This is a genomic window from Bradyrhizobium sp. CCGB01 (assembly GCF_024199795.1).
In the GTDB taxonomy this organism is placed as follows: Bacteria; Pseudomonadota; Alphaproteobacteria; order Rhizobiales; family Xanthobacteraceae; genus Bradyrhizobium.
This window is the reverse complement of the sequence record NZ_JANADK010000001.1, coordinates 2,873,871-2,898,253: the sequence shown is the minus strand read 5'-3', so window position 1 is coordinate 2,898,253 and position 24,383 is coordinate 2,873,871. Positions and strand designations below refer to the sequence as shown.

At 64.3% G+C, this 24,383-nt stretch carries 21 protein-coding genes and 1 pseudogene; 13 read left to right on the top strand and 9 right to left on the bottom strand.

What is annotated here, in order from left to right:
• Positions 1 to 96: 96 nt before the first annotated feature.
• The 5 genes and pseudogenes from NLM25_RS13325 to NLM25_RS13305 all read right to left on the bottom strand — a co-directional run bounded on the left by NLM25_RS13325 (position 97) and on the right by NLM25_RS13305 (position 6,416).
• Positions 97 to 2,025 (bottom strand): alkyl/aryl-sulfatase, encoded by a 1,929-nt coding sequence (locus NLM25_RS13325; RefSeq protein WP_254137219.1) that lies wholly within the window; start codon positions 2,023 to 2,025, stop codon positions 97 to 99.
• 279 nt (positions 2,026 to 2,304) lie between these two features.
• Positions 2,305 to 3,585 carry a TRAP transporter large permease gene (locus NLM25_RS44135; protein ID WP_254141171.1) on the bottom strand — a complete coding sequence of 427 codons (1,281 nt, stop codon included), beginning with the start codon at positions 3,583 to 3,585 and terminating at the stop codon, positions 2,305 to 2,307.
• A 219-nt stretch (positions 3,586 to 3,804) separates the two neighbouring features.
• Positions 3,805 to 4,281: pseudogene (locus NLM25_RS44130) on the bottom strand (TRAP transporter small permease); the annotation flags it as partial.
• A gap of 152 nt (positions 4,282 to 4,433) precedes the next feature.
• On the bottom strand, positions 4,434 to 5,435 hold the full coding sequence (locus tag NLM25_RS13310) for a DctP family TRAP transporter solute-binding subunit (protein WP_254137218.1): 1,002 nt from the start codon (positions 5,433 to 5,435) through the stop codon (positions 4,434 to 4,436).
• A 210-nt stretch (positions 5,436 to 5,645) separates the two neighbouring features.
• Positions 5,646 to 6,416 (bottom strand): methyltransferase domain-containing protein, encoded by a 771-nt coding sequence (locus tag NLM25_RS13305; protein WP_254137217.1) that lies wholly within the window; start codon positions 6,414 to 6,416, stop codon positions 5,646 to 5,648.
• Between the two features lie 143 nt (positions 6,417 to 6,559).
• Here NLM25_RS13305 and NLM25_RS13300 point away from each other — a divergent pair, with 143 nt between their 5' ends.
• The gene (locus tag NLM25_RS13300) at positions 6,560 to 7,303 is read left to right on the top strand and encodes an SDR family NAD(P)-dependent oxidoreductase (protein ID WP_254141170.1); all 744 of its coding nucleotides are present in this window, start codon (positions 6,560 to 6,562) and stop codon (positions 7,301 to 7,303) included.
• 308 nt (positions 7,304 to 7,611) lie between these two features.
• Here NLM25_RS13300 and NLM25_RS13295 read toward each other — a convergent pair whose 3' ends face one another.
• On the bottom strand, positions 7,612 to 8,673 hold the full coding sequence (locus tag NLM25_RS13295; RefSeq protein ID WP_254137216.1) for an isocitrate/isopropylmalate dehydrogenase family protein: 1,062 nt from the start codon (positions 8,671 to 8,673) through the stop codon (positions 7,612 to 7,614).
• Positions 8,674 to 8,844: 171 nt separating this feature from the next.
• Between NLM25_RS13295 and NLM25_RS13290 the strand changes: the two genes are divergently transcribed.
• Complete coding sequence (locus NLM25_RS13290; protein WP_254137215.1) at positions 8,845 to 10,233, top strand: MFS transporter; 1,389 nt, start codon at positions 8,845 to 8,847, stop codon at positions 10,231 to 10,233.
• A gap of 4 nt (positions 10,234 to 10,237) precedes the next feature.
• On the opposite strand, the gene NLM25_RS13285 is transcribed toward NLM25_RS13290, so the two are convergent.
• Entirely contained in the window at positions 10,238 to 11,860 is a 1,623-nt protein-coding gene (locus NLM25_RS13285) for a B12-binding domain-containing radical SAM protein (RefSeq protein WP_254117231.1), read from the bottom strand.
• 328 nt (positions 11,861 to 12,188) lie between these two features.
• On the opposite strand from NLM25_RS13285, the gene NLM25_RS13280 reads away from it, so the two are divergent.
• From NLM25_RS13280 to NLM25_RS13230, 11 genes are all read left to right on the top strand, one after another.
• Positions 12,189 to 12,638: a (2Fe-2S)-binding protein gene (locus NLM25_RS13280; protein WP_254117230.1), complete on the top strand. Its 450-nt coding sequence runs from the start codon at positions 12,189 to 12,191 to the stop codon at positions 12,636 to 12,638.
• A 10-nt stretch (positions 12,639 to 12,648) separates the two neighbouring features.
• Positions 12,649 to 14,835 (top strand): molybdopterin cofactor-binding domain-containing protein, encoded by a 2,187-nt coding sequence (locus tag NLM25_RS13275; protein ID WP_254137214.1) that lies wholly within the window; start codon positions 12,649 to 12,651, stop codon positions 14,833 to 14,835.
• Positions 14,836 to 14,889: 54 nt separating this feature from the next.
• The gene (locus tag NLM25_RS13270; protein WP_254137213.1) at positions 14,890 to 16,161 is read left to right on the top strand and encodes an NAD(P)/FAD-dependent oxidoreductase; all 1,272 of its coding nucleotides are present in this window, start codon (positions 14,890 to 14,892) and stop codon (positions 16,159 to 16,161) included.
• Positions 16,154 to 16,600 (top strand): sulfur oxidation c-type cytochrome SoxX, encoded by a 447-nt coding sequence (gene soxX / locus NLM25_RS13265; protein WP_254117227.1) that lies wholly within the window; start codon positions 16,154 to 16,156, stop codon positions 16,598 to 16,600. The genes NLM25_RS13270 and soxX overlap by 8 nt, the downstream gene beginning before the upstream one ends.
• A gap of 4 nt (positions 16,601 to 16,604) precedes the next feature.
• Positions 16,605 to 17,072 carry a SoxY-related AACIE arm protein gene (locus NLM25_RS13260; RefSeq protein WP_254137212.1) on the top strand — a complete coding sequence of 156 codons (468 nt, stop codon included), beginning with the start codon at positions 16,605 to 16,607 and terminating at the stop codon, positions 17,070 to 17,072.
• Positions 17,072 to 17,389, top strand: a complete 318-nt coding sequence (gene soxZ, locus NLM25_RS13255) for a thiosulfate oxidation carrier complex protein SoxZ (RefSeq protein ID WP_254137211.1) — start codon at positions 17,072 to 17,074, stop codon at positions 17,387 to 17,389. The genes NLM25_RS13260 and soxZ overlap by 1 nt, the downstream gene beginning before the upstream one ends.
• Entirely contained in the window at positions 17,386 to 18,165 is a 780-nt protein-coding gene (soxA, locus tag NLM25_RS13250) for a sulfur oxidation c-type cytochrome SoxA (protein WP_254137210.1), read from the top strand. Before soxZ ends, soxA begins: the two co-directional genes overlap by 4 nt.
• A gap of 59 nt (positions 18,166 to 18,224) precedes the next feature.
• Positions 18,225 to 19,574: an ABC transporter substrate-binding protein gene (locus NLM25_RS13245; RefSeq protein ID WP_254137209.1), complete on the top strand. Its 1,350-nt coding sequence runs from the start codon at positions 18,225 to 18,227 to the stop codon at positions 19,572 to 19,574.
• Complete coding sequence (locus NLM25_RS13240; protein WP_254137208.1) at positions 19,571 to 20,509, top strand: carbohydrate ABC transporter permease; 939 nt, start codon at positions 19,571 to 19,573, stop codon at positions 20,507 to 20,509. Before NLM25_RS13245 ends, NLM25_RS13240 begins: the two co-directional genes overlap by 4 nt.
• Positions 20,506 to 21,339: a carbohydrate ABC transporter permease gene (locus NLM25_RS13235; RefSeq protein WP_256570692.1), complete on the top strand. Its 834-nt coding sequence runs from the start codon at positions 20,506 to 20,508 to the stop codon at positions 21,337 to 21,339. Before NLM25_RS13240 ends, NLM25_RS13235 begins: the two co-directional genes overlap by 4 nt.
• 124 nt (positions 21,340 to 21,463) lie before the next feature.
• Entirely contained in the window at positions 21,464 to 21,760 is a 297-nt protein-coding gene (locus tag NLM25_RS13230) for a hypothetical protein (RefSeq protein ID WP_254141168.1), read from the top strand.
• 69 nt (positions 21,761 to 21,829) lie between these two features.
• Here NLM25_RS13230 and NLM25_RS13225 read toward each other — a convergent pair whose 3' ends face one another.
• Both NLM25_RS13225 and NLM25_RS13220 read right to left on the bottom strand, forming a co-directional pair.
• Positions 21,830 to 23,482: a regulator gene (locus tag NLM25_RS13225; RefSeq protein ID WP_254137207.1), complete on the bottom strand. Its 1,653-nt coding sequence runs from the start codon at positions 23,480 to 23,482 to the stop codon at positions 21,830 to 21,832.
• 4 nt (positions 23,483 to 23,486) lie between these two features.
• Positions 23,487 to 24,191: a cysteine hydrolase family protein gene (locus NLM25_RS13220; RefSeq protein ID WP_254117220.1), complete on the bottom strand. Its 705-nt coding sequence runs from the start codon at positions 24,189 to 24,191 to the stop codon at positions 23,487 to 23,489.
• Positions 24,192 to 24,383 lie beyond the last annotated feature (192 nt).

The following is a 24,383-nucleotide window of genomic DNA, read 5'->3' as shown; positions in this document are numbered from 1 at the left end:
TCGCCCGGCGACTTCTGCCTTGGGTTATGGGTCCCTGCGTTCGCAGGGACGACAGCGCAGTGTGACGCGCCCTCAGCGCGTCAACAACAGCCCGCCCTACGCCACCACCGCGCGCTTCGGCTCGACGATCTCGAACATGCGCGGGAATTCGTCCATCAGGCCCATCAGCTCGGCAAGCTTCATCGGATTACCCGATAGCTTGACCTTGCCGGCAGCGACGGCTTCCGGAAAGCTGGTCAGCTTGGCGATGACTTCATCGAGCGTTGCGCGCGCGAGTGTGAAGCTGGCGTCCGCGTCTTCCGCCTGCACGCCTCCGGTATAGGTCAGCGCAGAGTTTTCCAGGTTGAGCACGAACGTCTCGCCGGTATCGGAAAAGCTCCAGTTCAGCACGATATGCTTGCCTTCCGCCTTCGGGCCGTTGAGGCGAATGCCGAGCACGTCCCAGAGCTGTGAGGTGCGCAGCGCCGCCAACGTCTCGCGCGGCATCGGCGGGCGCGGCGGGGTCTTCGGCATGCCCTGGCGCAATTCCTGTGCGCCGAACAGATAGGCGTTGCGCCAGGTCGAGCTTTCGGCGGCATAACCGAGCTGCTCGAGCGTATCCGCCAGCAGTGCGCGTGCCGCGGCATTATCAGGCTCGGCGAAGACGAGATGGCCGAGCGCCTGCGCCACGAAGCGGAATTCACCCTTGTCGAAGTCCTTGCGGGCGCGCGCGAGGATGGCGTCGGCGCCGCCCATGTACTCGACATATTTCTTGCCGGACTCGACCGGCGGCAGCGGATCGAGATTGACCGGGTTGGCATCGTACCAGCCGAGATATTTCTGGTAGATCGCCTTCACGTTATGCCGGATATGACCGTAATAGCCGCGGCCGTGCCAGGCGCCCTCCAAGCTCTTCGGCAACTGGATCGTCTCGGCGATCTCGGCTGCCGTGAGGCCGTGGTTCATCAGGCGGATGGTCTGGTCATGCGCGAATTTGTAGAGATCGCGCTGCTGCCGGATCATCGTGCCGATCCGATCGGCTCCCCACACCGGCCAGTGATGCTGGCCGCACATCGCTTCCGCCTTGCCGTCCCAGAGCTGCAGGGCCTCGCCCAGATACTTCGACCAGGCCAGCGCATCGCGCACGTCGGCGCCGCGGAACGGCAGCAGATTGTGGAAATTGTGCGTGCAGTTCTCGGCAAGGTTCAGCAGCTTGTAGCGCGGGATGAAGAAGTGCATCTCCGCCGGCGCTTCGCTGTTCGGCGCCATCTGGAATTCGAACTCGACGCCGTCGATCATGCGCTTGTCGCCGGTCGCCATGATCAGGTCGGTCGGCCGAAGCAGCGCGACCGATCCCGCGGCCATCGACTTGCCGAGCCCGCAATCGACCTGCCCTCGTGCCCCCTTGGCGAGGAACGGGCCGAACTGATACTGCGCCCGGCGCAGCATCGCCGGTCCCGCGATGATGTTCTCGGAGACCGCGTGCTCCATGAAAAGGTTCGGCGCGATGATCGGCACACGGGAGGTCGCCAGCGCATCCTCCTCCAGCACGCCGCGCGCACCGCCCCAGTGATCAGTGTGGGTGTGCGTGAAGATGACGGCCGCGACGGGCCGCTGGCCGCGATGCTTGTAATAAAGATCGAGCGCAGCACGCGCGCCCTCGATCGAGGTCAGCGTATCCACAACGATGACGCCATTGTCGCCCTCGATCAGCGTCATGTTCGCGATGTCGAGCCCGCGCACCTGATAGACGCCGGGCACGACCTCGAACAGCCCGTGCTGCATGTTGAGCCGCGACTGCCGCCACAGGCTCGGATTGACCGTCGGCGGCGCCTGCTCGGATGACAGGAAGCCGTAGGGCTCGAGGCTCCAGACCGTCCTGCCTTGCGGGTTTGTAATCTTCGCGTTCTCGATCGTGCCGAGGAAGCCGCGCGCGGCATCGTCGAAATCCCGCGTGTCGGAAAACGGCAGCGCATTTTGCATCGCCGCCTGCTGCGCGATGACGGACGCCGTTGCGTCCTTCGGCTCTTTGCTGGGGTCTGTCATGCTTGTCTCCTCCCGGCTCGTTGCGCGCATCTAACCGCATCTCGCGGTCGATTGCCATCGCTGGCGGAGGCTAAAGCAGCGAGGCAAGGACAGTGCACTCTTCCTTCTCCCCTTGTGGGAGAAGGTGGCGCGAAGCGCCGGATGAGGGGTTCTTTCCCATTCGCAATGGTTGTTCGTGAGGAGAGAAACCCCTCACCCGCCTCGCCGCTATGCGGCGGGCCACCCTCTCCCACAGGGGGAGAGGGTGTCACCGCATTCGCCGCTGCCTAGCAAACACGACTACATCCCCAACAGTCTCGGCAGCCACAACGACAGGCCCGGCCAATAGGTCACGACCACGAGGAAGGCCAGCATCGTCAACAGCCAGGGCCACACCGCGACCGTGAGCTCGGTAATGCCCATCTTGGCGATGCCTGATGCGACGTAGAGGTTGAGCCCGACCGGCGGATGGCACAGGCCGACCTCCATGTTGACCGTCATCAGGATGCCGAAATGAATGGGGTCGATGCCGAGCTTGACCGCGACCGGAAACAGGATCGGCGCCATGATCAGAATGATCGAAGACGGCTCCATCACGTTGCCCGCCAGCAGCAGCAGCAGGTTGACGACCAGCAGGAAGCCGATCCACCCCAAGCCCTGGTCGATCATCCATTGCGCCAGCGCCTGCGGCACGTTCTCGTAGGTCATCAGGAACGAGAACAGCACGGCGTTGGTGATGATGTAGAGCAGCATCGCCGAAAGATTCGCCGACGACAGCAACACCCGCGGCACGTCCCGCAGCTTCAAATCCTTGTAGATGAACACCGCAACGATGAAGGCGTAGACCGCGCTGACGGCCGCGGCTTCCGTCGGCGTGAACAAGCCGGTGTAGATGCCGCCGATCACGATCACGATCAGCAGGATGCCCCAGATCGACTTGCGGAACGCATCGAAGCGCTCCATGAACGTGGCCTTCGGCATCCGCGGATAGTCGTTACGCCAGGCGCGATAGAAGGTCGTCGCACCGAGCAGGAATGCGAGCACCATTCCCGGCACGATGCCGGCGATGAAGAGCTTGCCGACCGAGGTGTTGGTGGAGACCGCGTAGAGAACCATCGGGATCGACGGCGGAATGAGAATGCCGAGCGAGCCGGAGGTCGTGATCACGCCCGCACCGAACCGTCTCGGGAATCCCTGCGCGATCATGGCGGGCAGGATCACCGAGCCGATCGCCACCACGGTCGCCGGCGACGAGCCGGAGATCGCGGCAAACAGCGCGCAGGCGACCACGCCCGACAGGGCGAGACCGCCGTACCAATGGCCGACCAGCGCGGTCGCGAAATTGATCATGCGGCGCGCGACGCCGCCATGGGTCAGGAAGTTGCCGGCGAGGATGAAGAACGGGATCGCCATGATCTCGAAATTCTCGATGCCGGTGAACAGCTTCAGCGCCACCGATTCCGTTCGCACGTCGGTCAGCGTGAACATGAAGCTGAGCACGGTGAGACCCAGCGCGATCGAGATCGGCATTCCCGTGAGCATCAACGAAAGCAGAAGCGCGAACACGATGAAGACGCGCACGCCCTGCGGCAGCGTGATGAGGTGGCCCGCATGCGCAAAGCATACGGCGACGATCAGCATGGGCAGCAGTATCAGGACCCAGCCGAGCGGGCTGCGCTCGTCGCGGACGACCTGACTGCGGGTGACCGGCGCCGGATGCACCGGGTCCGCCTCGACGCCCTCGACGCCCGCCATGTCGTGATGCGGCAGCTCGCCGGTGCGGTAGAACGACCACGCGACCTGCAGGAAACGGAAGCACATCAGGCCGGAACCGAGCGGGATCGTGAGATACACCATCCACATCGGCGCTTCGAGGTCGTTGGATTGCTGGCCGGTCTGCCACATCTGGCCGACGAACGCGGCCCCGAAATAGGCCACGATGGCGGTGAAAAGCGCGCCGCACAAAAGACCGAAGGTGATGACGCGGCGGCGCGAGCCGCCGGGGAGGATGTTGACGAGCACGTCGACGCCGACATGGATGCCCGTGCGCACGCCATAGGCCGCGCCGAACTTCGCCATCCAGATGAACATGTAGATGCAAAGCTCTTGCGCCCAGGACAGGTCGAGCGCGGCAAGCCAGACAAACGCCGCGCGTGCGGGGACGGCAATGAAGCTCAGACTGCGCGCCTCCGCCCATTTGGCGATGTCGATCGAGAGCCCGGCGCCGTAGCGATGCAGCACGGCGACGAAGATGAGCGACGTTGCGGCCGCGATCATCGTCGCGATCAGCCACTCCTCGAGATGATCGAGGAAACGATTCAGCACACGCAGCAACTTGGCCCCCCAGAAATAGCCCGTCATTCAAGAGCGAAACGGCCGGGAGTGCGATACCCCCGACCGTTCATGTTGTTCTTATGCGAACGCGGCCGTCAGTTCATCTTGACGTCGAGTTCCTTGGCGACGAGATCGAGCACCTCCTGCCCGACCCGTCCCTTTGCCCATTTATAAGTCGGCTGCATCGCTTCCTGCCACGCCTTGCGGTCGGCGTCAGTCAAATAATGCAGCGTGGTCTTGCCGGTCTTCTTGATCTCGGCCAGCGCATCGTCGTTCTCCTGATGCGCGATCTGGTTGGTGTATTCAGTCGCCTCCGCCATCGCCTTGTCGAGCTGGGTGCGGATGTCGGGCGGCAGCCCGTTCCAGAATTTCGAGTTGACGATGACGGCATATTGCAGATGCGCGTGATAGGACACGGTGATGTCCTTCTGCACCTCGTAGAATTTCTGCGTCAGATAGTTGGACGCGGTGTTCTCGCAGCCGTCGACCACGCCGGTCTGCAGCGCCTGGTAGACTTCCGAGAACGCCATGATCTGCGGGATCGAGCCGAGGATGCGGAAATACTGGTCGGCGACCTTCGAGCCCGAAATGCGGAATTTCAATCCCTGGAAATCGGTCGGCTTCACCAAGGCGCGGTTGGCGGACAGCATGTGGAAGCCATTGTCCCAATAGGCGAGCCCGGTGATGCCCTTGGCCTCGAGCTTCTGGAACAGCCACTTGCCGACCGTGCCCTTCATCGCGTTGGAATAGGTCGCGTCGTCCTTGAACAGCCAGGGCAGGTCGAGCGCCTCGAATTCCTTGATGCCTAGAGGTGCGAATTTCGCGGTGGAAGGCGCGAGCATCTGCACCGAGCCGAGCTGGAGCGCCTCGATCTCCTCCTTGTCCTTGTAGAGCGTGGAGTTCGGGTAGATCTCGACCTTGACCTTGCCGTCGGTGTACTTCTCGGCGAGTTCCTTGAACTTCAGCGCGCCCTTCCCCTTCGGGGTGTCGTTGGCGACGACGTGGCTGAACTTGATGACGATTGGACTTTGAGCCTGGGCAACGGCAGGGGCCGCGAGAATAGCTGCGGCGGCGATCGCAAGAAGCAGCTTGCGCATGAAGTAACCTCCCAACAACCTCTAAAACCGGGTCTTTTTTGTTTTGCAGCCCGGTTTGCAGTCCAGTAGTGGCAGCAATCGGCCACCCGAACAACTAGACCTAAGCCCAATTTGCCGCAGGCAAACTATCTTGATGGTTGTTGTCCACGCAACCCGGCAACCGCTCCCACTCCTGGGAACGAGCGGTTATGTCGCATTGCGGCAGTGCAATCAGCTTTTGCGCTGTGCGACCATGAACAGACGCCGGAACGGGAACAGCGTCTGTCCCGCGGCATTCTTCGGATAGGCTTTTGCGACACGTTCGCCATAGGCTGCCTCGAACGCAGCCTTCTCGTCGCCTTGCAAGATATCGAGATAGCGCGTCAGCCAGGTCCCCTTGGTCCATTCCTTCACGGGGTTGTCGCCTTCGAGCACTTGCAGATATTCGGTCTCCCAGATGTCGATATTGGCCGACATCGGAGCAAGAAGATCGTGATAGTAGGCTGGCCCTTGCACCGGCGGCGGCGTGACGAGATGCTCGACCTTTGAACGCCACGGACCGTTCAGCGCCGTCTCGCCAATCAGCACATGCGATGGCGCGAGGAAGTTGCGCGGCATCTGCACCGCAAGCATGCCCCCACGCGCCACCTTCTCCATGACCGACGGAAACAGTGCCGCATGATTGGGCAGCCAGTGCAGTGCGGCATTGGAATAGACGACGTCATACTGCTTCGCGGGACGCCAATGGCCGAGGTCTTCGTGCGACCATTCCACATCCGGCGCCGCCTTCCGCCCCGCGGCAACCATCTCGGCCGAACCCTCGACACCGGTCACGCTCGCATTCGGCCAGCGTTCCTTGATGAGTTTTGTCACGTTGCCGGCGCCGGCGCCGAGATCGGCGATGGTGCGCGGGCCGACATCCGGAATCCGCATCAACAGGTCGACGGCGGGCCGGAGCCGGTGACCGGAGAATTTCAGATATTGCTGCGGATCCCAGACCATCGTTCGGCGCCTTTTCTTTTTCGTGTTTCCTTCGCGATGGCTGTTGGTTACCACTGCTCGTCCCGGTCGGGCAAATCACCTGACAGGGACAGGGCAGGAAACGAACAGCAATACGCAAAAAACAAACAAGAGAGCGTGTGACCATGGACCTCGGGCTCAAATCGAAAACCGCAGTCGTCACCGGAGCGAGCATCGGCATCGGCCGCGCCATCGCCAGGGGCCTCGCTGCAGAAGGCGTCCGCGTCGTCGGCGTGGCGCGGCGCACCGATCTGCTTGCCGAGCTTGTGAACGAAGTCGGCGGCGGCCTGATCACGCCGTTCGAGCAGGACGTGATGGCCAAGGACGCGGCGGAGAAGATCGCAGCCTTCGCCGTGGGCGAGCTCGGCCATGTCGACATCCTCATCAACAATGCCGGCGGCAGCCGCCCGCTGCCGGTCGATGCGCCCGACAGCAAATGGGACGAGGCGATCGCGCTGAATTTCACCAGCTACCGCCGCATCGCACATGCACTTCTGCCGCAGATGATCGAACGCAAATGGGGCCGCATCGTCAACATCACCGGCAAGTCCGAGCCGGAAGGCCTCAACGCCGCCTTCGCCGCCAAGGCCGCCGTGCACGCCTGGGCCAAGGGCCTGTCGCGCGAGATCGGCGGGCACGGCATCACCATCAATTGCATCCCGCCCGGCCGCATCATGAGCGAACAGATCCGCCGCAACTATCCGCCGGATTATCGCGAGCGCTTTGCGGAAGAAGAGATCCCGGTCGGCTATTGGGGCGAGCCCGAGGACCTCGCGGCGCTCGCGGTGTTTCTGGCATCACCGGTGGCGCGATACATCACGGGGACGGTGATCCCGGTGGATGGGGGGCTGAGGCGGTACCAGTTCTAGGGGCTGAGCCGATCGGTGCCGTAGGGTGGGCAAAGGCGCACTCTTTGCGCGCCGTGCCCACCATTTTATCCTCACTGCGAATGGTGGGCACGCTTCGCTTTGCCCACCCTACATACCGAACGTTTCGCGATCACTGCCACGATAGCATCCTGCCCGTGTTTTGCCCGACGGGTCAACGTGATCACGACTGCGAATGTCGTCGCGACGCGGTTCGAAAAACCCTTATCAATCAAGGGGCGTTCTACTGTGCATGGGGTTGTTTTTCGACATTTTGTTTTGAGGCCCAGGAAAAAAGGCGCGAGAGTCCATCACTCCGCCTGCAAGATCTCCGCAATCGCAGCCCCCGCTGCGATCGTGCCGAGCTTGCCGCCGACGTCGCGCGTCGCCCTGCCCTCGCGAAGCGCCTTCGCCACCGCCGCCTCCATCGCACGTGCCGCCTCCTCGTAGCGCACGGCGCCGGTCTTCTCGCCATGCCAGGCGAGCAGCAGCGCGGTCGAGAGGATCAGCGAGACCGGATTGGCGACGTCCTGCCCGGCGATGTCGGGCGCCGAGCCGTGCGCGGCCTGCGCCATGGCGTAACGGTCGCCGACATTGAGCGAGCCGCCGAGGCCGAGGCTGCCTGAAAGCTCCGCAGTGAGATCGGACAAGATGTCGCCGAACATGTTGGTGGCGACGATCACGTCGAAGCGATCGGGGTTGCGCACGACATGCGCCATCATGGCATCGACCAGGATGTCGTCGACTGCGAGGCCGGGATAGGCCTTCGCCGCCGCGCGGCAGATGTCCAGAAACATGCCGTCGCCGATCTTGAGCACATTGGCCTTGTGCACGATGGTGAGATGCTTGCGCCGCTTCATCGCCAGACGGCAGGCGGCGTGCGCGATGCGCTCGCAGCACGCCCGCGTGATCCGGCGCAGCGAGATCGCGACATCAGGCGTGACCAGCATCTCGCCATTGCCCTGCTCCATGTTGCGGTCGGCGTAGAAGCCTTCGGTGTTCTCGCGCACCACGACGAGGTCGAACTCGCCGAACCGGCCGGGCCGCCCTGCATAGGTGCGCGCGGGCCTGACATTGGCGTAGAGGTCGAGGTTCTTGCGAAAATGCCTGGACGGATTGATCTCGCCATGCGCCTCGTCCTTGAAGTCGAAGGTCGCGGTCGGGCCCAGGATCAGGCCGTCCGCGGCGCGGGCGATGTCGAGCAGCTCGGGGCGCACGGTGGTGCCTGATAGCTTGAGGCTCGCATGCCCGACCGCGTGCTCCTCCAGCCGCAGATTGAGCTGGAAGCGTTCGGAGGCCGCGCGCAGCACACCCGATGTCGCGGTCGTGATCTCCGGTCCGATGCCGTCACCGGGCAGAACGACGATTTGCATGGCGATCCCCTGAAATTGCAGCAGCTGGCGCGATCATACGCCAGCGCGAGGCGTCATCGCCTGACCTTCGCGCATACACAGCATGCAAGCATATGCCTGTGGCAGGCGGCCTCGGCGTAGTACATGCCAAAAGCCCCCTCAGCCACGCCGCCGGAGCAACGCGCGAACGCAATGACAATCACGTTACCTGCCGCCGCGCGCGAGCCTGACCAGCCCATTGCCGACGGCCTGCCGGCCGCGCAGCGGCGCTGGGCGATCGCCGCGATCTTCACCGCGCTGGCGATGGCCTCGCTCGACACCGCGATCGCCAACATCGCGCTGCCGGCCATTGCCGCCGATCTGCATGTCACGCCGGAGCAGTCGGTCTGGGTGGTCAACGTCTACCAGATCGCGCTGGTGGCGACGCTGCTGCCGCTCGGCGCGCTCGGCGAGATCGTCGGCCACCAGCGCATCTATCTCGGCGGCCTCGTCCTGTTCACCATCGCCTCGCTGCTCTGCGCGGTGGCGTGGTCGCTGGACAGCCTGCTGGTCGCGCGCACGCTGCAAGGCCTGGGCGCAAGCGGCATCATGAGCGTCAACACGGCGCTGGTGCGCTTCGTCTATCCCGGGAGGATGCTCGGCCGCGGTTTCGGCCACAACGCGCTGGTGGTCGCGACCGCCTTCACCTTCGGCCCTTCGGTCGCCTCCGCCATTCTCGCGGTCGGCCCATGGCCCTGGCTGTTTGCCGTCAACATCCCGTTCGGCCTCGTCGCGATCGGGATCGGCTTTGCGATGCTGCCGAAGACGCCGCGGGCCGATCACGGCTTTGACTTCCTCGGCGCGATCCTGGCATCTGCCTGCCTCGGCCTGTTCATCACGGGCATCGGCAGCGCCGCGCACAATCTGTCGCCGGTGGTCGTGGGCATCGAGCTGGTCGCGGCCCTCGCGCTCGGCTTCATCCTGACGCGCCGCCATGCCGACCATCCGGCGCCGATGCTGCCGATCGATTTGTTCGCCCGGCCGATGTTCGCGCTGTCGGCTGCGACGGCCGTGTGCTCCTTCGCCGTACAGGGCCTCGCCTTCGTCTCGCTGCCGTTCTATTTCGAGGACGTGCTGGGCCGCTCGCAGGTCGAGACCGGCTTCTTCATGACGCCGTGGCCGCTGGTGGTCGGCATCATGGCGCCGATTGCCGGCCGCCTCTCCGATCGACACGCCGTCGGCCTGCTCGGCGGCGTCGGCCTCGTGCTGCTCGGCCTCGGCATGGCGTTGCTTGCGATGCTCCCGTCCAATCCTGCCATCCCCGACATCATCTGGCGGATGGTGATCTGCGGCATGGGTTTTGGCTTCTTCCAGGCGCCGAACATGAAAGCGGTGATGTCGAGCGCGCCGCCCCACCGCAGCGGCAGCGCCTCCGGCATCGTCGCGACCGCGCGGCTGACGGGACAGACGACCGGCGCCGCGCTCGCGGCGGCCTGCTTTGCTCTCGCGGGCCACGAAGGCGCCACGGTCGCTCTGGCGCTCGGGGCCGGCTTTGCCGCCCTCGGCAGCGTGATGAGCTTCCTGCGGCTTGCGGTGAAGTAGCCCCTCAGGCCAGATGCCGGGCCGCCGTCGCGTCGATCGTCGCGGCCGCCGGGACGACAGCCTCGTCGTCGAGCGCCGCAAGGCGCCCGTCGATCGCCTCGATCACCTTGCGCGAGAACGGCCCGAGATGCGCATAGGCCGCGATCATCTGCACCGCGATCCGCGCCGATGATGTGTCGCGCTTGGCGCAGTTCATGAACGTCTGCCAGAGCGGTCCGCGCGCCTCGGGAAGCGCAGTGACCACACGGTGCACGGTCTCCATCGCTCCGATCCTGGCGCGAATGTCGCCCTCGGCCAGCTCGGAGCGCTGTCTGGACCGGTCGAGCAGCGTCATCAACTTGTCGATGCGGCCCGCATAGGCCGCCGGACTGTAGACCCGCTCCAGCACCGACTTGTAGTCCGTCAGGATGTCGCGCAACGGGCGCACCGGATCGAAGTTGATCCCGCTCGTGCATTGATCGGCGCCGAGGGTCGGCGCGAGATCGTGGCCCGGGTGCAGCCGGCCTTCGCGCTCCAGGCGGCGCGTGAGCTGCGTGTTCGGCAAGGCGTAGAGCAAGCCGACCATGGCGACTGGAATCGCGGCCTCCTCGATGAAGTCGACCATCGCATCCGCCATCGAGAGCTTCTCGTTGTCGAAGCCGACGATGAAGCCCGCGGTGACGAGCATGCCCGCGGCGTAGATCTTGTGGATGCTCTCGGCGATGTTGCGCCGCGTGTTCTGCTTCTTCCGCATCGCGACCAGCGTCGCCGGATCCGGACTTTCGATGCCGACGAAGATGCCGAAGAAATTGGCCGCGCCCATCAAGTCGAGCAATTCAGCGTCGTCGGCCAGATTGACCGAGGCCTCGGTGGACAATTCGAAGGGATAGCCATGCGCGCGCTGCCATTCGGCGAGTTTGGGCAGGAACTGCCGCAGCGACTTCTTGTTACCGATGAAATTGTCGTCGACGAAGTCGAGATGGCCCCGATATCCCATCTGGTAAAGCGTCTCGAGCTCGACGAACATCTGCTCGATCGTCTTGGTGCGCGGCACGCGTCCGTAGAGCTCGATGATGTCGCAGAACTCGCAGGTGAACGGACAGCCGCGCGAGTACTGCACACCCAGATAGAGATAGTCCTCGAACTTGAGCAGGTCGAAACGCGGCACCGGCGTTTTGGTGACGTCGGCCTGGAATTTCGGCGCCGTGAAGACGCCGGAGCGAGCGCCGCTGTCCCAAGCCGCGATGAAGTCGTCGATGACGCTCTCGGCCTCGCCGAGCACCCGGAAGTCGGCCCTCTCATAGATGTGAGGGCTCGAGGTCGGATCGGGACCGCCGACGACCACGGGCTTGCCTGCGGCACGGCACGTTTCGATCAGGCGCAGCGTGTCGGCCTGCTGCGGCATCATTCCGCCGGTGAACACGACGTCGGCCCAGGAAAGATCCTCCTCGCCGAAGGACGTGGTGTTGCAATCGATCAGCCGGACCGTCCAGTTCTCGGGCAACATCGCGGCGACGGTGATCAGGCCCAAAGGAGCGGCAGGGCGCTTCACGCCCAACACTTTGCAGGATTCACCAAAGGTCCAGAAGGACTCTGCCGAGAACAGCGGATAGAGCATCAGCACGTTGCAGGGGGTCGTCACGTTCATGGAACTCCTTCTGACTCGGGTGCAGTGTAGCAAAGCGTTGCCGTCTTGCACCCCGGCAAAAGGGACAAACTGTGGCCTGTTCCGACGCCGGGAACGCGCCCGAACGTCGCATCAGGCCATAGACCGGCGTTCATAGCCAGGGGGCGCTCAGGCTGCGTTCCGACGGCGCCCGAGCGGGAGGTCGCAACACCGCCCGGTCCGCTATCTTCCCGCACCCATGAGAATTTTCGATGGCCCCCCTCGGACTATTGATTTGAACAGTTCCAATTTGCCGGACACATTGTTCCCTGAGTCCAATCGGTGGATTGGGCCAATCAGGGGACTTGCGATGGCAAACCTAACAATCAACGGAAAAACCTTCACGCTCGACGTCGAGCCGGATACGCCGCTGCTGTGGGCGATCCGCGAGAATGCCGGCCTGACCGGCACCAAATATGGCTGCGGCATTGCGCAATGCGGCGCCTGCACCGTCCACATGGACGGCGTCGCCATCCGCTCCTGCGGCGTTTCGGTCAGCGAGGCCGAAGGCAAGAAGATCACCACGATCGAGGGGCTCGCCTCCGGCGACACGCTGCACAAGGTGCAGAAGGCCTGGATCGCCCAGGACGTTCCGCAATGCGGCTATTGTCAGAGCGGCATGATCATGGCCGTGGCCGCGCTGCTGAGCGAGAAGCCGAAGCCGACCGACGCCGATATCGACGAGGCCATCACCAATATCTGCCGCTGCGGCACCTTCCAGCAGGTGCGCGAAGCGATCCACACGATCGCCAGCGCGTAAGGAGCCGCCCATGAACAAGCATGTTTCTCCCCGGATGAACCGCCGCGCCTTCGTCATCGGCACCGCCGCCGTGGGCACCGGCCTCGCCATCGGCTTCGACCTGCCCTTCGGCGGCCCCGCCGTGGTCCGCGCAGCCGACGGCTCGCCCGAGGTCAACGCCTGGGTCGTGGTCAGGCCCGACGACACCGTGGTGATCCGCATCGCCCGCTCCGAAATGGGCCAGGGCTCGCTCACCGGCCTCGCCCAGCTCGTCGCCGAGGAGCTGGAATGCGACTGGACCAAGGTCACGACCGAATATCCGACCCCCGGCCAGAGCGTCGCCCGCAAGCGCGTCTGGGGCGATTTCTCGACCGGCGGCAGCCGCGGCATCCGCTCCTCGCAGGATTATGTCCGCAAGGGCGGCGCTACCGCACGCGTGATGCTGATCCAGGCCGCGGCCGACGAATGGAAAGTGCCGGCCTCGGAATGCACCGTTGCCAAGGGCGTCATCACCCACAAGGCGTCGGGCAAGACGACGACTTACGGCAAGGTCGCAGAAGCCGCGGCAAAGCTGACGCCGCCAGCCGAGGTCAAGCTGAAGGACCCCAAGGACTGGACCATCGCGGGCAAGGGCCTGCTGCGGCTCGACACCGCCGACAAGACCACCGGCACGATGATCTACGGCGTCGACGTCAAGCTGCCGGGAATGCTGAATGCCGCGATCAAGGACTGTCCGGTGTTCGGCGGCAAGCTGAAGAGCTATGACGAGGCCAAGGTCGCCGGCATGAAAGGTGTCAAGAAGGTCGTCAAGGTCGGCGATACCGCGGTCGCGGTCGTTGCCGACACCTGGTGGCGCGCCAAGACCGCGCTGGAAGCACTGCCAATCGTCTGGGACGAGGGCGAGAACGCCAAGGTCTCGAGCGAGTCGATTGCGAAGTGGCTGGCCGAGGGCCTCGACGACGCGCAACCGGCCTATGTCGGCAACAAGAACGGTGACGCCAAGGCGGCGATTGCCGGCGCCGCCAAGAAGGTCGAAGCCGTCTACAGCTATCCCTACCAGAACCACGCCACCATGGAGCCGATGAACGCCACCGCGGTCTACACGGCCGACAAGTGCGAGGTCTGGTGCGGCACGCAGAACGGCGAAGCAGCCTTCGCGGCTGTGCTGGAGGCGTCCGGCCTGCCGGCGGAGAAGTGCGACGTGCACAAGGTGATGCCGGGCGGCGGCTTCGGCCGGCGCGGTCAGACCGACTATGTCCGCCAGGCGGTGATGATCGCCAAGCAGATGCCGGGCACACCGATCAAGCTGTTGTGGTCGCGCGAAGAGGACATGGCGCACGGCAGGTATCACCCGATCACCCAGTGCAAGATGACCGGCGCGTTCGATGCCAACAACAATCTGGTCGCGCTGCACTACCGCCTGTCCGGGCAGTCGATCCTGTTCTCGCTGCGCCCCGAAGCGCTGCAGAACGGCATGGATCCGGCCGCATTCCAGGGCGTCGCGCAATCAGGCGAGGCCGCGTTCGGCTACTCGGTACCGAACCTGCTGGTCGAGCATGCGATGCGCAACCCGCACGTCCCGCCCGGCTTCTGGCGCGGCGTGAACGTCAATCACAACGCCATCTACATGGAGTGCTTCATGGACGAGCTGGCCCAGGCCGCAGGCCAGGACCCGCTCGAATTCCGCCGCAAGCTGATGGGCAATCATCCCAAGCATCTGGCGGTGCTCAATGCCGTGGCCGAGAAGATCGGCTGGGACAAGCCGGCGCCGAAGGGCGTCTATCGCGGCATTGCGCAGGTCATGGGCTATGGCAGCTATGTCGCCGGCGCCGCCGAAATCTCGGTGACCGACGGCAACAAGATCAAGGTGCATCGCATCGTCGCCTCCACCGATCCCGGCTACGTCGTCAATCCGGCGCAGGTGGAACGGCAGATCGCGGGCTCCTTCGTCTACGGCCTCTCCGCGCTGTTCTACGGCGGCTGCACCGTCAAGGACGGCAAGATCGAGCAAACCAACTTCGACACCTACAACTCAATGCGCATCAACGAGATGCCGAAGGTGGAATCGGTGATGGTGCCGAGCGGCGGGTTCTGGGGCGGCGTCGGCGAGCCGACCATCGGCGTTGCGGCGCCGGCGGTGCTCAACGCCTATTTCGCGGCGACGGGCAAACGCATCCGCTCGGTGCCGCTGCGCGACCAGAACATCACCTTCGCCTAAAAGAGCGCCGCGGCGGCCACTATGGCCGCCGCGGCAATTTTCCGGACAAGACACATGAATGTGCCGGTGACGCGGCGGAATGCCGTCCTCGGCATCACCGTCGCGGCCACATCCCTCGCCATCCCTTCGATCCTGCGCGCGCAATCGGCGGGCCGCGTCGTCGTGGTCGGCGGCGGCTTTGGCGGCGCGGCCTGCGCCCGCGCACTCAAGCGCACGCAGGGAGACTTGCAAGTCATCCTGATCGAACCCAATGCGGTCTACACCTCTTGCCCGTTCAGCAACGAGGTCATTGCGAGCCTGCGCGACATCGAGGCGCAGCAATTCGGCTATGACAAGCTCGCCGCCGAGGGCGTCACCGTGATCAGCCAGACTGTCACCACAATCGAGCCGCAGCTGCGCAGCGTCATGACGGCCGATGGCGTTGCGCTGCCTTTCGACCGCCTCGTGCTGTCGCCCGGCATCGACTTTCATTTCGAGGGCCTGCCCGGCTACGAGGAGGCCGCATCGGAGAAGATGCCGCACGCCTGGAAGGCCGGCGCGCAGACAATGTTGCTGCGACGACAATTGGAAGCAATGGCGGACGGCGGCACGGTCGCCGTTGCCATCCCTGCCAATCCCTCGCGCTGTCCGCCGGCGCCTTACGAGCGGGCCAGCCTGATCGCGCATTACCTGAAGACGAAGAAGCCGCGCTCGAAGGTGCTGATCCTCGATGCCAAGGACAATTTCTCGCAGCAGCGATTGTTCGAGAAGGCGTGGAAGGAACTCTACGGCGACATGATCGAGCGCGTGGCGCTCTCGCAAGGCGGCCGCGTCACTTCGGTCGATCCCGCGACCAGGACCATCGTCACAGAGTTCGGCAACTACACGCCTGATGTCGCCAACGTCATCCCGCCGCAACGCGCCGGGCGCATTGCCGAGATCGCGGGCGCTACGGATGCGACCGGCTGGTGCCCGATCGATCCCGTGACCTTCGAGTCGAGGTTGGTCAAGAACCTCCACGTCATCGGCGACGCCTGCCTCGGTGGCGGCATCCCCAAATCGGCATCGGCCGCGAGCGCGCAGGGCAAGGCTTGCGCCGCCGCCATCGTCGACCTGTTCGCGGGCCGCGCACCGGAGGCGCCGCGGCTGACCGGCGTCTGCTACAATACCGTCGCGCCCGGTTACGGCTTCTCGCTCGCCGGCAACTACCAACCCAGGGGCGACATCTTTGCCGAGGTCGAGGGCGGCGCGACGAGCCCGGTCGACGCGCCGCGCGAACTGCGCGCCCGCGAGGCCGCCGAGGCGGAACGCTGGTTTCAAACCATTGCGGCGGACACCTTTGGCTAGGGCATCCCTCCATATTGCGGCGCTGATCGCCGCCAGCCTTGCCTGCGCTGCGAGCGCGGACGAGCTTGTGCCCTACAAGGTCACCGGCGATGGCATTGCCGAGTCGCTCACCGCTGCGCCCGGCGATGCGGCGCGCGGCCGCGCGCTGGTGCTCGCGCGCGCGACCACGTGCATCCTCTGCCATTCCGGCCCCTTCCCGGAAACGCGGTTCCAGGGCGACCTCGCGCCCGATCTCGCCGGCGCCGGGAACCGCTGGACGGCGAGCCAGTTGCGGCTCCGGCTGGTCGATGCGTCGCGCTTCAACCCGGAGACCATCATGCCGTCCTATTATCGCAACGACGGCCTCGTGCGCGTCGGGCGCAATTTCGCCGGCAAGCCGATATTGTCGGCCTCGGAGATCGAGGACATCGTGGCCTTTCTTGCAACGCTTCGGGACTAGGTGCATGCCAACCACGCGACGACAATTCCTGAGCCTTGCCGGAGGCGTCACGGCCGCCGGGACGATCCCGATCGTCACGCTGCGGCCGCTCGAGGCAACGCCGGCGATGCTCACCACGGCGATCCGCAACGTCGTCGGCGAAGCGCCCATACGCAACGGCAAGGTGAAGCTCGACATTCCGCCGCTGGTCGAGAACGGCAACACGGTGCCGATGACGGTGAGCGTCGCAAGCCCGATGACGGCGGACGACTACGTCAAGAGCATCCACGTCTTCAACGAGAAGAACCCGCAGCCGAACATCGGCAATTTCCATCTCACTTCGTCCTCCGGCCGCGCCCAGGTCTCGACCCGGATCCGGCTCGCCGACACCCAGAAGGTGGTGGCAATCGCGCGCCTGTCCGACGACACGTTCTGGCAGGTCGCCGCCGATGTCGTCGTGACGCTCGCCGCCTGCACCGAGGAGATGAACTGATGGCCGCGCTCATCAACGTTCCGTCCAAGGCCAAGCGCGGCGACATCATCGAGATCCGCACGCTGACCTCGCACATCATGGAGACCGGCTTTCGCCACACCGCGGACGGCGCATTGGTGCCGCGCGACATCATCACGAGCTTTACGTGCCGCTACAACGGCACCGAGATCTTTCGCGCCGATCTGTTTCCGGCGATTGCGGCCAACCCGTATTTGTCTTTCTTCACGGTCGCGAAGGAGAGTGGCAAGCTGGAGTTTGAATGGATCGGTGACAACGGCTATTCGTCGACCGCTTCCGCATCGATCACGGTCGAATGACCATTTGGCGCGCGATAGCGGCAGCAACACTGCTCGCCACGGCCCCTGTCCTGCTCGCCGGTGAAATCCCGCCCGATGCGCGCCGGTCCGGCTATTCCTTCATGGGCCCTGATACCCGCGCCATGCAGGATGACGACACGTCCAATCCCGGCATGCTGTTCGTGCTCGACGGCGAGGCGCTCTGGACGAAGAAGGCCGGCAGTGCCGGCAAGGCCTGCGCGGATTGCCATGGCGATGCACGCAGCAGCATGAAGGGCGTCGCGGCACGCTATCCAGCCTTCGACAAGGGACTGGCGCGTCCCGTCACGCTCGACCAGCGCATCAATTCTTGCCGCGTAAATCATCAGCAGGCGACGGCCCTCCCCTACGAAAGCCGCGACCTCCTGGCGCTGTCCGCCTTCGTCGCCCACCAGTCCCGCGGCGTCGCGATCACCGCCGGCGATGATCCGCAGCTAAAACCCTTTGTCGAACAGGGCCGCGACCTCTTCATGCAGCGCGAGGGCCAGCTCAACCTCGCCTGCACCAATTGCCACGACGACAATTTCGACAAGCGTCTTGCGGGCGCGCCGATCACGCAGGGGCAGCCGACCGGCTATCCGCTCTACCGCCTTGAGTGGCAGACGCTGGGGTCGATCGAGCGCCGGTTGCGCAGTTGCATGACCGGCGTCCGCGCCCAAGCCTATGACTACGGCTCGCCCGAGCTGGTCGCGCTCGAACTTTTCCTGATGTCGCGGGCGCACGGCCTGCCGATGGAAGCGCCGGCCGTGCGTCCCTGAGTCCTCAAGATTAGGACTAGGCAGGCGTGGCGCGGCCGCTAGTATCGCTCCCAAAGAAAATGACTCTAAGGGAGGGACTTGAAGTGGCCAACCACAACATCTCGCGCCGTACGCTATTGACAGGCACCGCCGCGGCCGGCGCGCTCAGCCTGACCGGATTGCCGGCGCGCGCCGAGGTCAACTGGAAGAAATATGCCGGGACCAAGCTGGAGGTGATCCTCGCCAAGGGTCCGCGCGGCGACAACCTGCAAAAGAACATCAAGGAGTTCACCGAGCTCACCGGCATCCAGGTCGAATCCGAACAGATCCCGGAGCAGCAGCAGCGCCAGAAAGTGGTGATCGAGCTGACCTCGGGCCGGCCGAGCTTCGACGTCGTCCATCTCAGCTATCACGTGCAAAAGCGGCAGTTCGAGAAAGCCGGTTGGCTCGCCGACATGACGCCCTTCATGAAGGATCCGGCGCTGACCGCGCCCGATCTCGTCGAGAGCGATTTCTCGGCGGCCGGCCTGCAATACGCCAAGAACGACAAGGGCCAGATGCTGTCGCTGCCCTGGTCGGTCGACTATTTCATCCTCTATTACAACAAGGAGCTGTTCCAGAAGAAGGGCGTCGCCGTCCCCAAGACCCTCGACGAGATGGTCGTGGCCGCCGAAAAACTCACCGACACCAAGGAAGGCACCTACGGCTTCGTCGGGCGCGGCCTGCGCAACGCCAACATGACGTTGTGGACCAACTTCTTCCTCAACTATGGCGGCGAATTCCTCGACGCCAAGGGCAACATCCTCACCGACGGCCCGGAGGCGGTCGCGGCGACAAAGCTCTATCAGACGCTGCTGACCAAGGTCGCTCCGCCCGGCGTCGCCGGCTTCAACTGGATGGAGTCGATGGCCTCGTTCACGCAAGGCCGCTCCGCGATGTGGATCGACGGCGTCGGCTGGGCGCCGCCGCTGGAGGATCCGGCCGCTTCGCGTGTCGTCGGCAAGGTCGGCTACACAGTGGTCCCTGCCGGACCGAAGGGCCAGTACTCGGCCACCTATGGCGACGGCATCGGCATTGCCGCCGCGAGCAAGAACAAGGAAGCCGCCTATCTGCTCTGCCAGTGGGTGGTCTCAAAGAAACAGGGCGCCCGGCTGCTGCAGGCCGGCGGCGGCGTGCCCTTCCGCAACTCGATCCTGAACGACACCGAAGTCCAGAGCGGCGTGAAGATGCCCAAGGAGTGGCTGCAGTCAGTGATCGACTCCGCCAAGATCAGCAAGCTTGGCCTCCCCGTGATCATCCCGGTCGCCGAATTCCGCGATCTTGTCGGCGCTGCAGTCACCTCGACACTCGCAGGCACCGACCCTGCTACGGAGTTGAAGAAGGCCCACGACCAGTTTCGGCCGATCCTGGAGCGTAGCGAAAAAGCGTGAGTGCGTTGACACAGTCGACTCCGGCCGCGGCACAATCGGGTGCCGCGCCGGAGAAGGAGTTGCGGCCGCCGTCCTACTGGCCGTTCGTGGTGCCGGCGCTGGTCGTCGTACTCGCGATCATCATCTTCCCGTGGGTCTTCACCATCTGGATGAGCCTGAACGAATGGAAGGTCGGCTCGCCGACCACCTTCGTCGGGTTCTCAAACTATCTGCGGCTGACCAGCGATCCCCGTTTTCTCGAGGCGGTCGGCCATACGCTGGTCTACACGGTGCTGTCGGTGGTGCTGCCGCTGGTCCTCGGCACGCTCTCGGCGGTGGTGTTTCACCAGAAATTCGCCGGCCGCGGCTTTCTGCGCGGTGTCTTCATCATGCCGATGATGGCAACGCCCGTGGCGATCGCGCTGGTCTGGACCATGATGTTCCACCCGCAGCTCGGCGTGCTGAACTATCTGCTGTCGCTGGTCGGGATTCCCGCGCAGCTCTGGGTCTTCCACCCCGCAACCGTCATTCCCTCACTGGTACTGGTCGAGACCTGGCAATGGACGCCGCTGGTGATGCTGATCGTGCTCGGCGGCCTCGCCGCGATCCCGACCGAGCCGTATGAAAGCGCGCAGATCGACGGCGCCAGCTTCTGGCAGGTATTCCGCTTCATCACGCTGCCGCTGATCATGCCGTTCCTGTTCATCGCCGGCATGATCCGCATGATCGATGCGGTGAAGAGTTTCGACATCATCTTCGCGATCACGCAAGGAGGACCGGGCTCGGCATCGGAGACGATCAACATCTACCTCTACAGCGTCGCCTTCACCTACTACGACCTCGGCTACGGCTCGGCGATCGCCGTGGTGTTCTTCCTCCTTATCGTCGCCCTCGCGGCGGTGATGCTCTATGCCCGCCAGCGCATGTTGTGGACCGAGATCGCGAGGGGCGCATGAGCCAAATCAACCTGCGTCAGATCATCGGCAGGATCGGCCTGTGGCTTTCGGTGTTCGTCATCGTGTCGCCGGCGATCCTGTTCTTTCTCTGGATGGCCTCGCTGTCGCTCAAGTTCGAGGTCGACAATGCCGCTTACCCGCCGGTGTTCATCCCCGAGCGTTTCGCCTGGAAGAACTATGCCGACGTGCTCGCCTCCAACCGCTTCCTGACCTATTTCATCAACAGCCTGATCGTGACGGGCAGCGCGACGTTTCTGGCGCTGATTGTCGGCGTACCCGCCGGCTACGGCATCGCGCGCATGGCCGCGCACAAATCCGCGATCGTGATCCTGATCGCCCGCATCACACCCGGCCTGTCCTATTTGATCCCGCTGTTCCTGCTGTTCCAGTGGCTCGGCTTGCTCGGCACGCTGGTGCCGCAGATCATCATCCATCTCGTGGTGACGGTGCCGATCGTGATCTGGATCATGATCGGCTATTTCGAGACGACGCCGATGGAGCTCGAAGAAGCCGCCCTCATCGACGGCGCGGGGCGCTGGCAGGTCTTTCGTCACGTCGCGCTTCCGATCGCCAAGCCCGGCATCGCGGTCGCCTTCATCCTCGCCGTGATCTTCTCCTGGAACAACTTTGTGTTCGGCATCGTGCTGGCGGGGCGCGAGACGCGCACCTTGCCCGTCGCCGTCTACAACATGATCTCGTTCGACCAGTTGAGCTGGGGCCCGCTGGCGGCGGCGGCACTGATCGTCACCTTCCCGGTGCTGCTGCTGACGGTGCTGGCCCAGCGGCAGATCGTCGCCGGGCTCACGGCGGGAGCGGTCAAGGGCGGGTAAATTCCGCGCCGGAGGTCTCCCCCGACAAGTGCGCCTGCGCCCCATCTCGGAAGTAGCCCTAGTCCAGCAGCGTCCTCATATGCTTTGATGCGTGGGGCAGGAACTGAGACACATGGGTGCCCTGATGTACATGTTCGTTCGAAAGTACACCAAGGTTCGTTCGGTTGCGGATGTAGCTCGCCGTGCCAAGAGCGGCATCGGTCACATCCTAAGGGAATCGCCCGGCTTCAGATCTTATTATGTGCTGGATGGAGGCGAAGGCGTCGGCGTCGCTGTGATGATATTCGAGGATCGCGAAAGCGCCAATGCGGCGAACGACAAAGTGCTGGATTTCGTTAAAGCAAGCCTGCACGACCTCGACCTTGGAGCCCCCGAGATCATAGCCGGGGAGGTTTTGGTGAGTATGGAATCCAACGCGTAATTATTGGCGGAGGCAGAATGCGGACGGGCGACGCGACACCGCCCGTCCGCAGACTTCTGTTGACCCGGCCTACTCCGCCGGTGCGGCGTGCATCTCCGGATGCGCGGCGTATGGCTCGCCGGCGCCGAGCTTGCTCGCTGCGAACAAGCCGGCCGCCACCACGGCGTAAGCGAGCGCCACCGCAGGCGTGACACCGAAGCCGCCGCCGATGCCCACCGCTTCGCCGTGCATGAAGCCGAAATAGGTCAGCACGGCACCGACCAGGGCGAAGGCGGATGCCTTCTCGAAGTCGCGTTCGATGATGAAGACACCGATCGCACCCAGGATGAGGCCGCCGAGGATCGAGCCGCCGCCCATCACCTCCAACCCGTGATAGAACACGCCCTGCTGCGGAAGTGCGGCGATCGCAGCGGCCTTGACTGCGTCTGCCTTGTCGGCAGCGAGACCACCGATCGATGTTGCCGCCATCATGGTCGAGCCCAGCATGGTGTCGATCTGCAGCTTCGCCCAGGCCGCCAGATGCGGCGTCAGTGCCAGCACGATCGCGGGCGCGTGCTTGACCGGCGTGGTCTGGAACGCCTGCGCACCGATGAGCATGCCGATGTAGAGCAGGATCGGCGAGATCGCGACGACGGGCACGAGCGCCAGCAGCACCGAGATGATGCCGAACCAGGCCAGCACCACCACCATGATGCCGGTCGCGGCCGAATAGCCGATGCGGCCGCCCATCGCCTTCCAGCCGGGATGGCCGATATAGACGGCGTTGATGAAGGGATTACCCATCAGGCAGCCGATCAGGCTGACGACGCCGTCGGCGGTGAGCACGCGCGTGGTCGGATATTCGTCGCCGGCCGCCTCCGCGCTCTCGACATTGTCCATGGCCTCGACGAGGTCATAGATGCCGAACGGAATGGCGGTGACCAGGATGATGCCGAGGAATTCGAAGCCGGAGAAGACATAGCCCACCGCCGGGATCGGTACCGAGAAGCCGAAATTGGCGAAGGCTGCGCCCACGCCCGCGATGCTCAATCCGCCGAGGCCGAGCCCGAACAGGTTGGAGCCCCACGCGATGATCATGCCGACCGCGATGGCGACGAGGCCCGCCGGAATGCCGCGCCAATATTTCACGCCGCCGAACCAGCTCAGCAGAATGATGGCGAAGCAGACGAGGCCGATCTGCGGCGTCATGTACATTTCCAGCGCCGGCCGCATCGAGATGAAGGTGACGGAGACGCCGGCGAGCGTGCCGAGCAGCGCCGCGCGCGGCGTGATCCTGCGGATGAACGGCGCGATGAAGCCGCCGATCATCAGGATAAAACTCTGGAAGAACACCCAGACCAGGCCCGCGGACCAGCCCTTGAGCGGGTCACCGGTCTTGATCGTGATCGGCAGCATGATCACGAAGGTGACGATGAACATGTGCGGCACGCTGACGCCTGATGGAAGCGCGCAGACATCGTTGCGGCCGGTCTTCTGCGCGAGGCGATAGGCGAGATAGGCGTAGTAGAAGGTGGAGAGGCACATCATCAGCCCGAGCGCGGGCAGGATGCGGCCGAACACGAGACTATCGGGCATCTTCAGGACGAAGCGCAGCAGGCCCGTGAGCACCAGCATGTTGACGAGGATGTTGGTGCCGAAGCCGAAGAACGCGTTCCAGTCGCCCGATGTCCATAGTGCCGGCTTGAACTCGGATTTGCCGGCCATCCCCGTCAATGTGCTCATGATGTTACCCCTGTGTGGTCGAAACCTGCATTGCCTCCAAGACAGCGGCTGAGCTCGCGACCCAGCCGAAGATGCCGCCCTGGGCCTTGATCATCTTCAGGCCCATCTCGTGAAACTCGGGGAAGTAGGATGCGCAGCCGTCCGAGATGACGACGCAGCGATAGCCGCGGTCATTGGCCTCGCGCACGGTGGTATTGACGCACACTTCGGTGGTGACGCCGCACACCAGCAAGTTCTCGATGCCGTATTTCTCCAGCACATCCGTGAGCTCGGTGGCGTAGAACGCACCCTTGCCGGGCTTGTCGATCACGACTTCGCTGTCGAGCGGATAAAGCTCGGGAATGATGTCGTGGCCGGCCTCGCCGCGAATGAGGATGCGCCCCATCGGGCCGGGATCGCCGATGCGCAAGGATGGCGCGCCGCGCTCGACCTTTGCCGGCGGCGCGTCGGAGAGATCGGGCAGATGCCCCTCGCGGGTGTGGATCACCAGCATGCCGGTGTCGCGCGCCGCCTTCAGCACCGCGCCGATCGGTTTCACCGCGCGCGCGAGCTGGCTGACGTCGTTGCCGAGCGTCTCGCCGAAGCCGCCGGGCTCCATGAAGTCGCGCTGCATGTCGATGATGAGAAGCGCGGTCGACGACCAGTCGAGCCTGATCGGCTCGGGCTCGGCGCTGATGACGCCCAGTGTCGGCTTGCTTGAGTTCAACATGACGCCCGCCCCTCGCGAGAACTCGCTTTACGAGGAGTTCTGCAAGCGCCGTGCCATTGTGTACAATTGCGGTGGGGCGCAGGTAGCGCGGGAATTCGTTGCGTAGTCAGAAGGTTACGTCGGCGATCGACGTCTGCTTATTCCCTGTGCGACGGCTTTGCGACGTGCATTTGCTTAAAGGATGAGCGGCAG

What these genes read in the sequence shown, in the direction of transcription:
- NLM25_RS13295 (WP_254137216.1), bottom strand. Translation starts at nt 8,673, where the DNA reads ATGCAAATCGTCGTTCTGCCCGGTGACGGCATCGGACCGGAGATCACG.
- soxA (WP_254137210.1), top strand. Translation starts at nt 17,386, where the DNA reads ATGACCATTTGGCGCGCGATAGCGGCAGCAACACTGCTCGCCACGGCC.
- NLM25_RS13305 (WP_254137217.1), bottom strand. Translation starts at nt 6,416, where the DNA reads ATGGTCTGGGATCCGCAGCAATATCTGAAATTCTCCGGTCACCGGCTC.
- NLM25_RS13285 (WP_254117231.1), bottom strand. Translation starts at nt 11,860, where the DNA reads ATGAACGTGACGACCCCCTGCAACGTGCTGATGCTCTATCCGCTGTTC.
- NLM25_RS13280 (WP_254117230.1), top strand. Translation starts at nt 12,189, where the DNA reads ATGGCAAACCTAACAATCAACGGAAAAACCTTCACGCTCGACGTCGAG.
- NLM25_RS13225 (WP_254137207.1), bottom strand. Translation starts at nt 23,482, where the DNA reads ATGAGCACATTGACGGGGATGGCCGGCAAATCCGAGTTCAAGCCGGCA.
- NLM25_RS13325 (WP_254137219.1), bottom strand. Translation starts at nt 2,025, where the DNA reads ATGACAGACCCCAGCAAAGAGCCGAAGGACGCAACGGCGTCCGTCATC.
- NLM25_RS13235 (WP_256570692.1), top strand. Translation starts at nt 20,506, where the DNA reads ATGAGCCAAATCAACCTGCGTCAGATCATCGGCAGGATCGGCCTGTGG.
- NLM25_RS13310 (WP_254137218.1), bottom strand. Translation starts at nt 5,435, where the DNA reads ATGCGCAAGCTGCTTCTTGCGATCGCCGCCGCAGCTATTCTCGCGGCC.
- NLM25_RS13245 (WP_254137209.1), top strand. Translation starts at nt 18,225, where the DNA reads ATGACTCTAAGGGAGGGACTTGAAGTGGCCAACCACAACATCTCGCGC.
- NLM25_RS13260 (WP_254137212.1), top strand. Translation starts at nt 16,605, where the DNA reads ATGCCAACCACGCGACGACAATTCCTGAGCCTTGCCGGAGGCGTCACG.
- NLM25_RS13275 (WP_254137214.1), top strand. Translation starts at nt 12,649, where the DNA reads ATGAACAAGCATGTTTCTCCCCGGATGAACCGCCGCGCCTTCGTCATC.
- soxZ (WP_254137211.1), top strand. Translation starts at nt 17,072, where the DNA reads ATGGCCGCGCTCATCAACGTTCCGTCCAAGGCCAAGCGCGGCGACATC.
- NLM25_RS13230 (WP_254141168.1), top strand. Translation starts at nt 21,464, where the DNA reads ATGTACATGTTCGTTCGAAAGTACACCAAGGTTCGTTCGGTTGCGGAT.
- NLM25_RS13220 (WP_254117220.1), bottom strand. Translation starts at nt 24,191, where the DNA reads ATGTTGAACTCAAGCAAGCCGACACTGGGCGTCATCAGCGCCGAGCCC.
- NLM25_RS13270 (WP_254137213.1), top strand. Translation starts at nt 14,890, where the DNA reads ATGAATGTGCCGGTGACGCGGCGGAATGCCGTCCTCGGCATCACCGTC.
- NLM25_RS13300 (WP_254141170.1), top strand. Translation starts at nt 6,560, where the DNA reads ATGGACCTCGGGCTCAAATCGAAAACCGCAGTCGTCACCGGAGCGAGC.
- NLM25_RS13290 (WP_254137215.1), top strand. Translation starts at nt 8,845, where the DNA reads ATGACAATCACGTTACCTGCCGCCGCGCGCGAGCCTGACCAGCCCATT.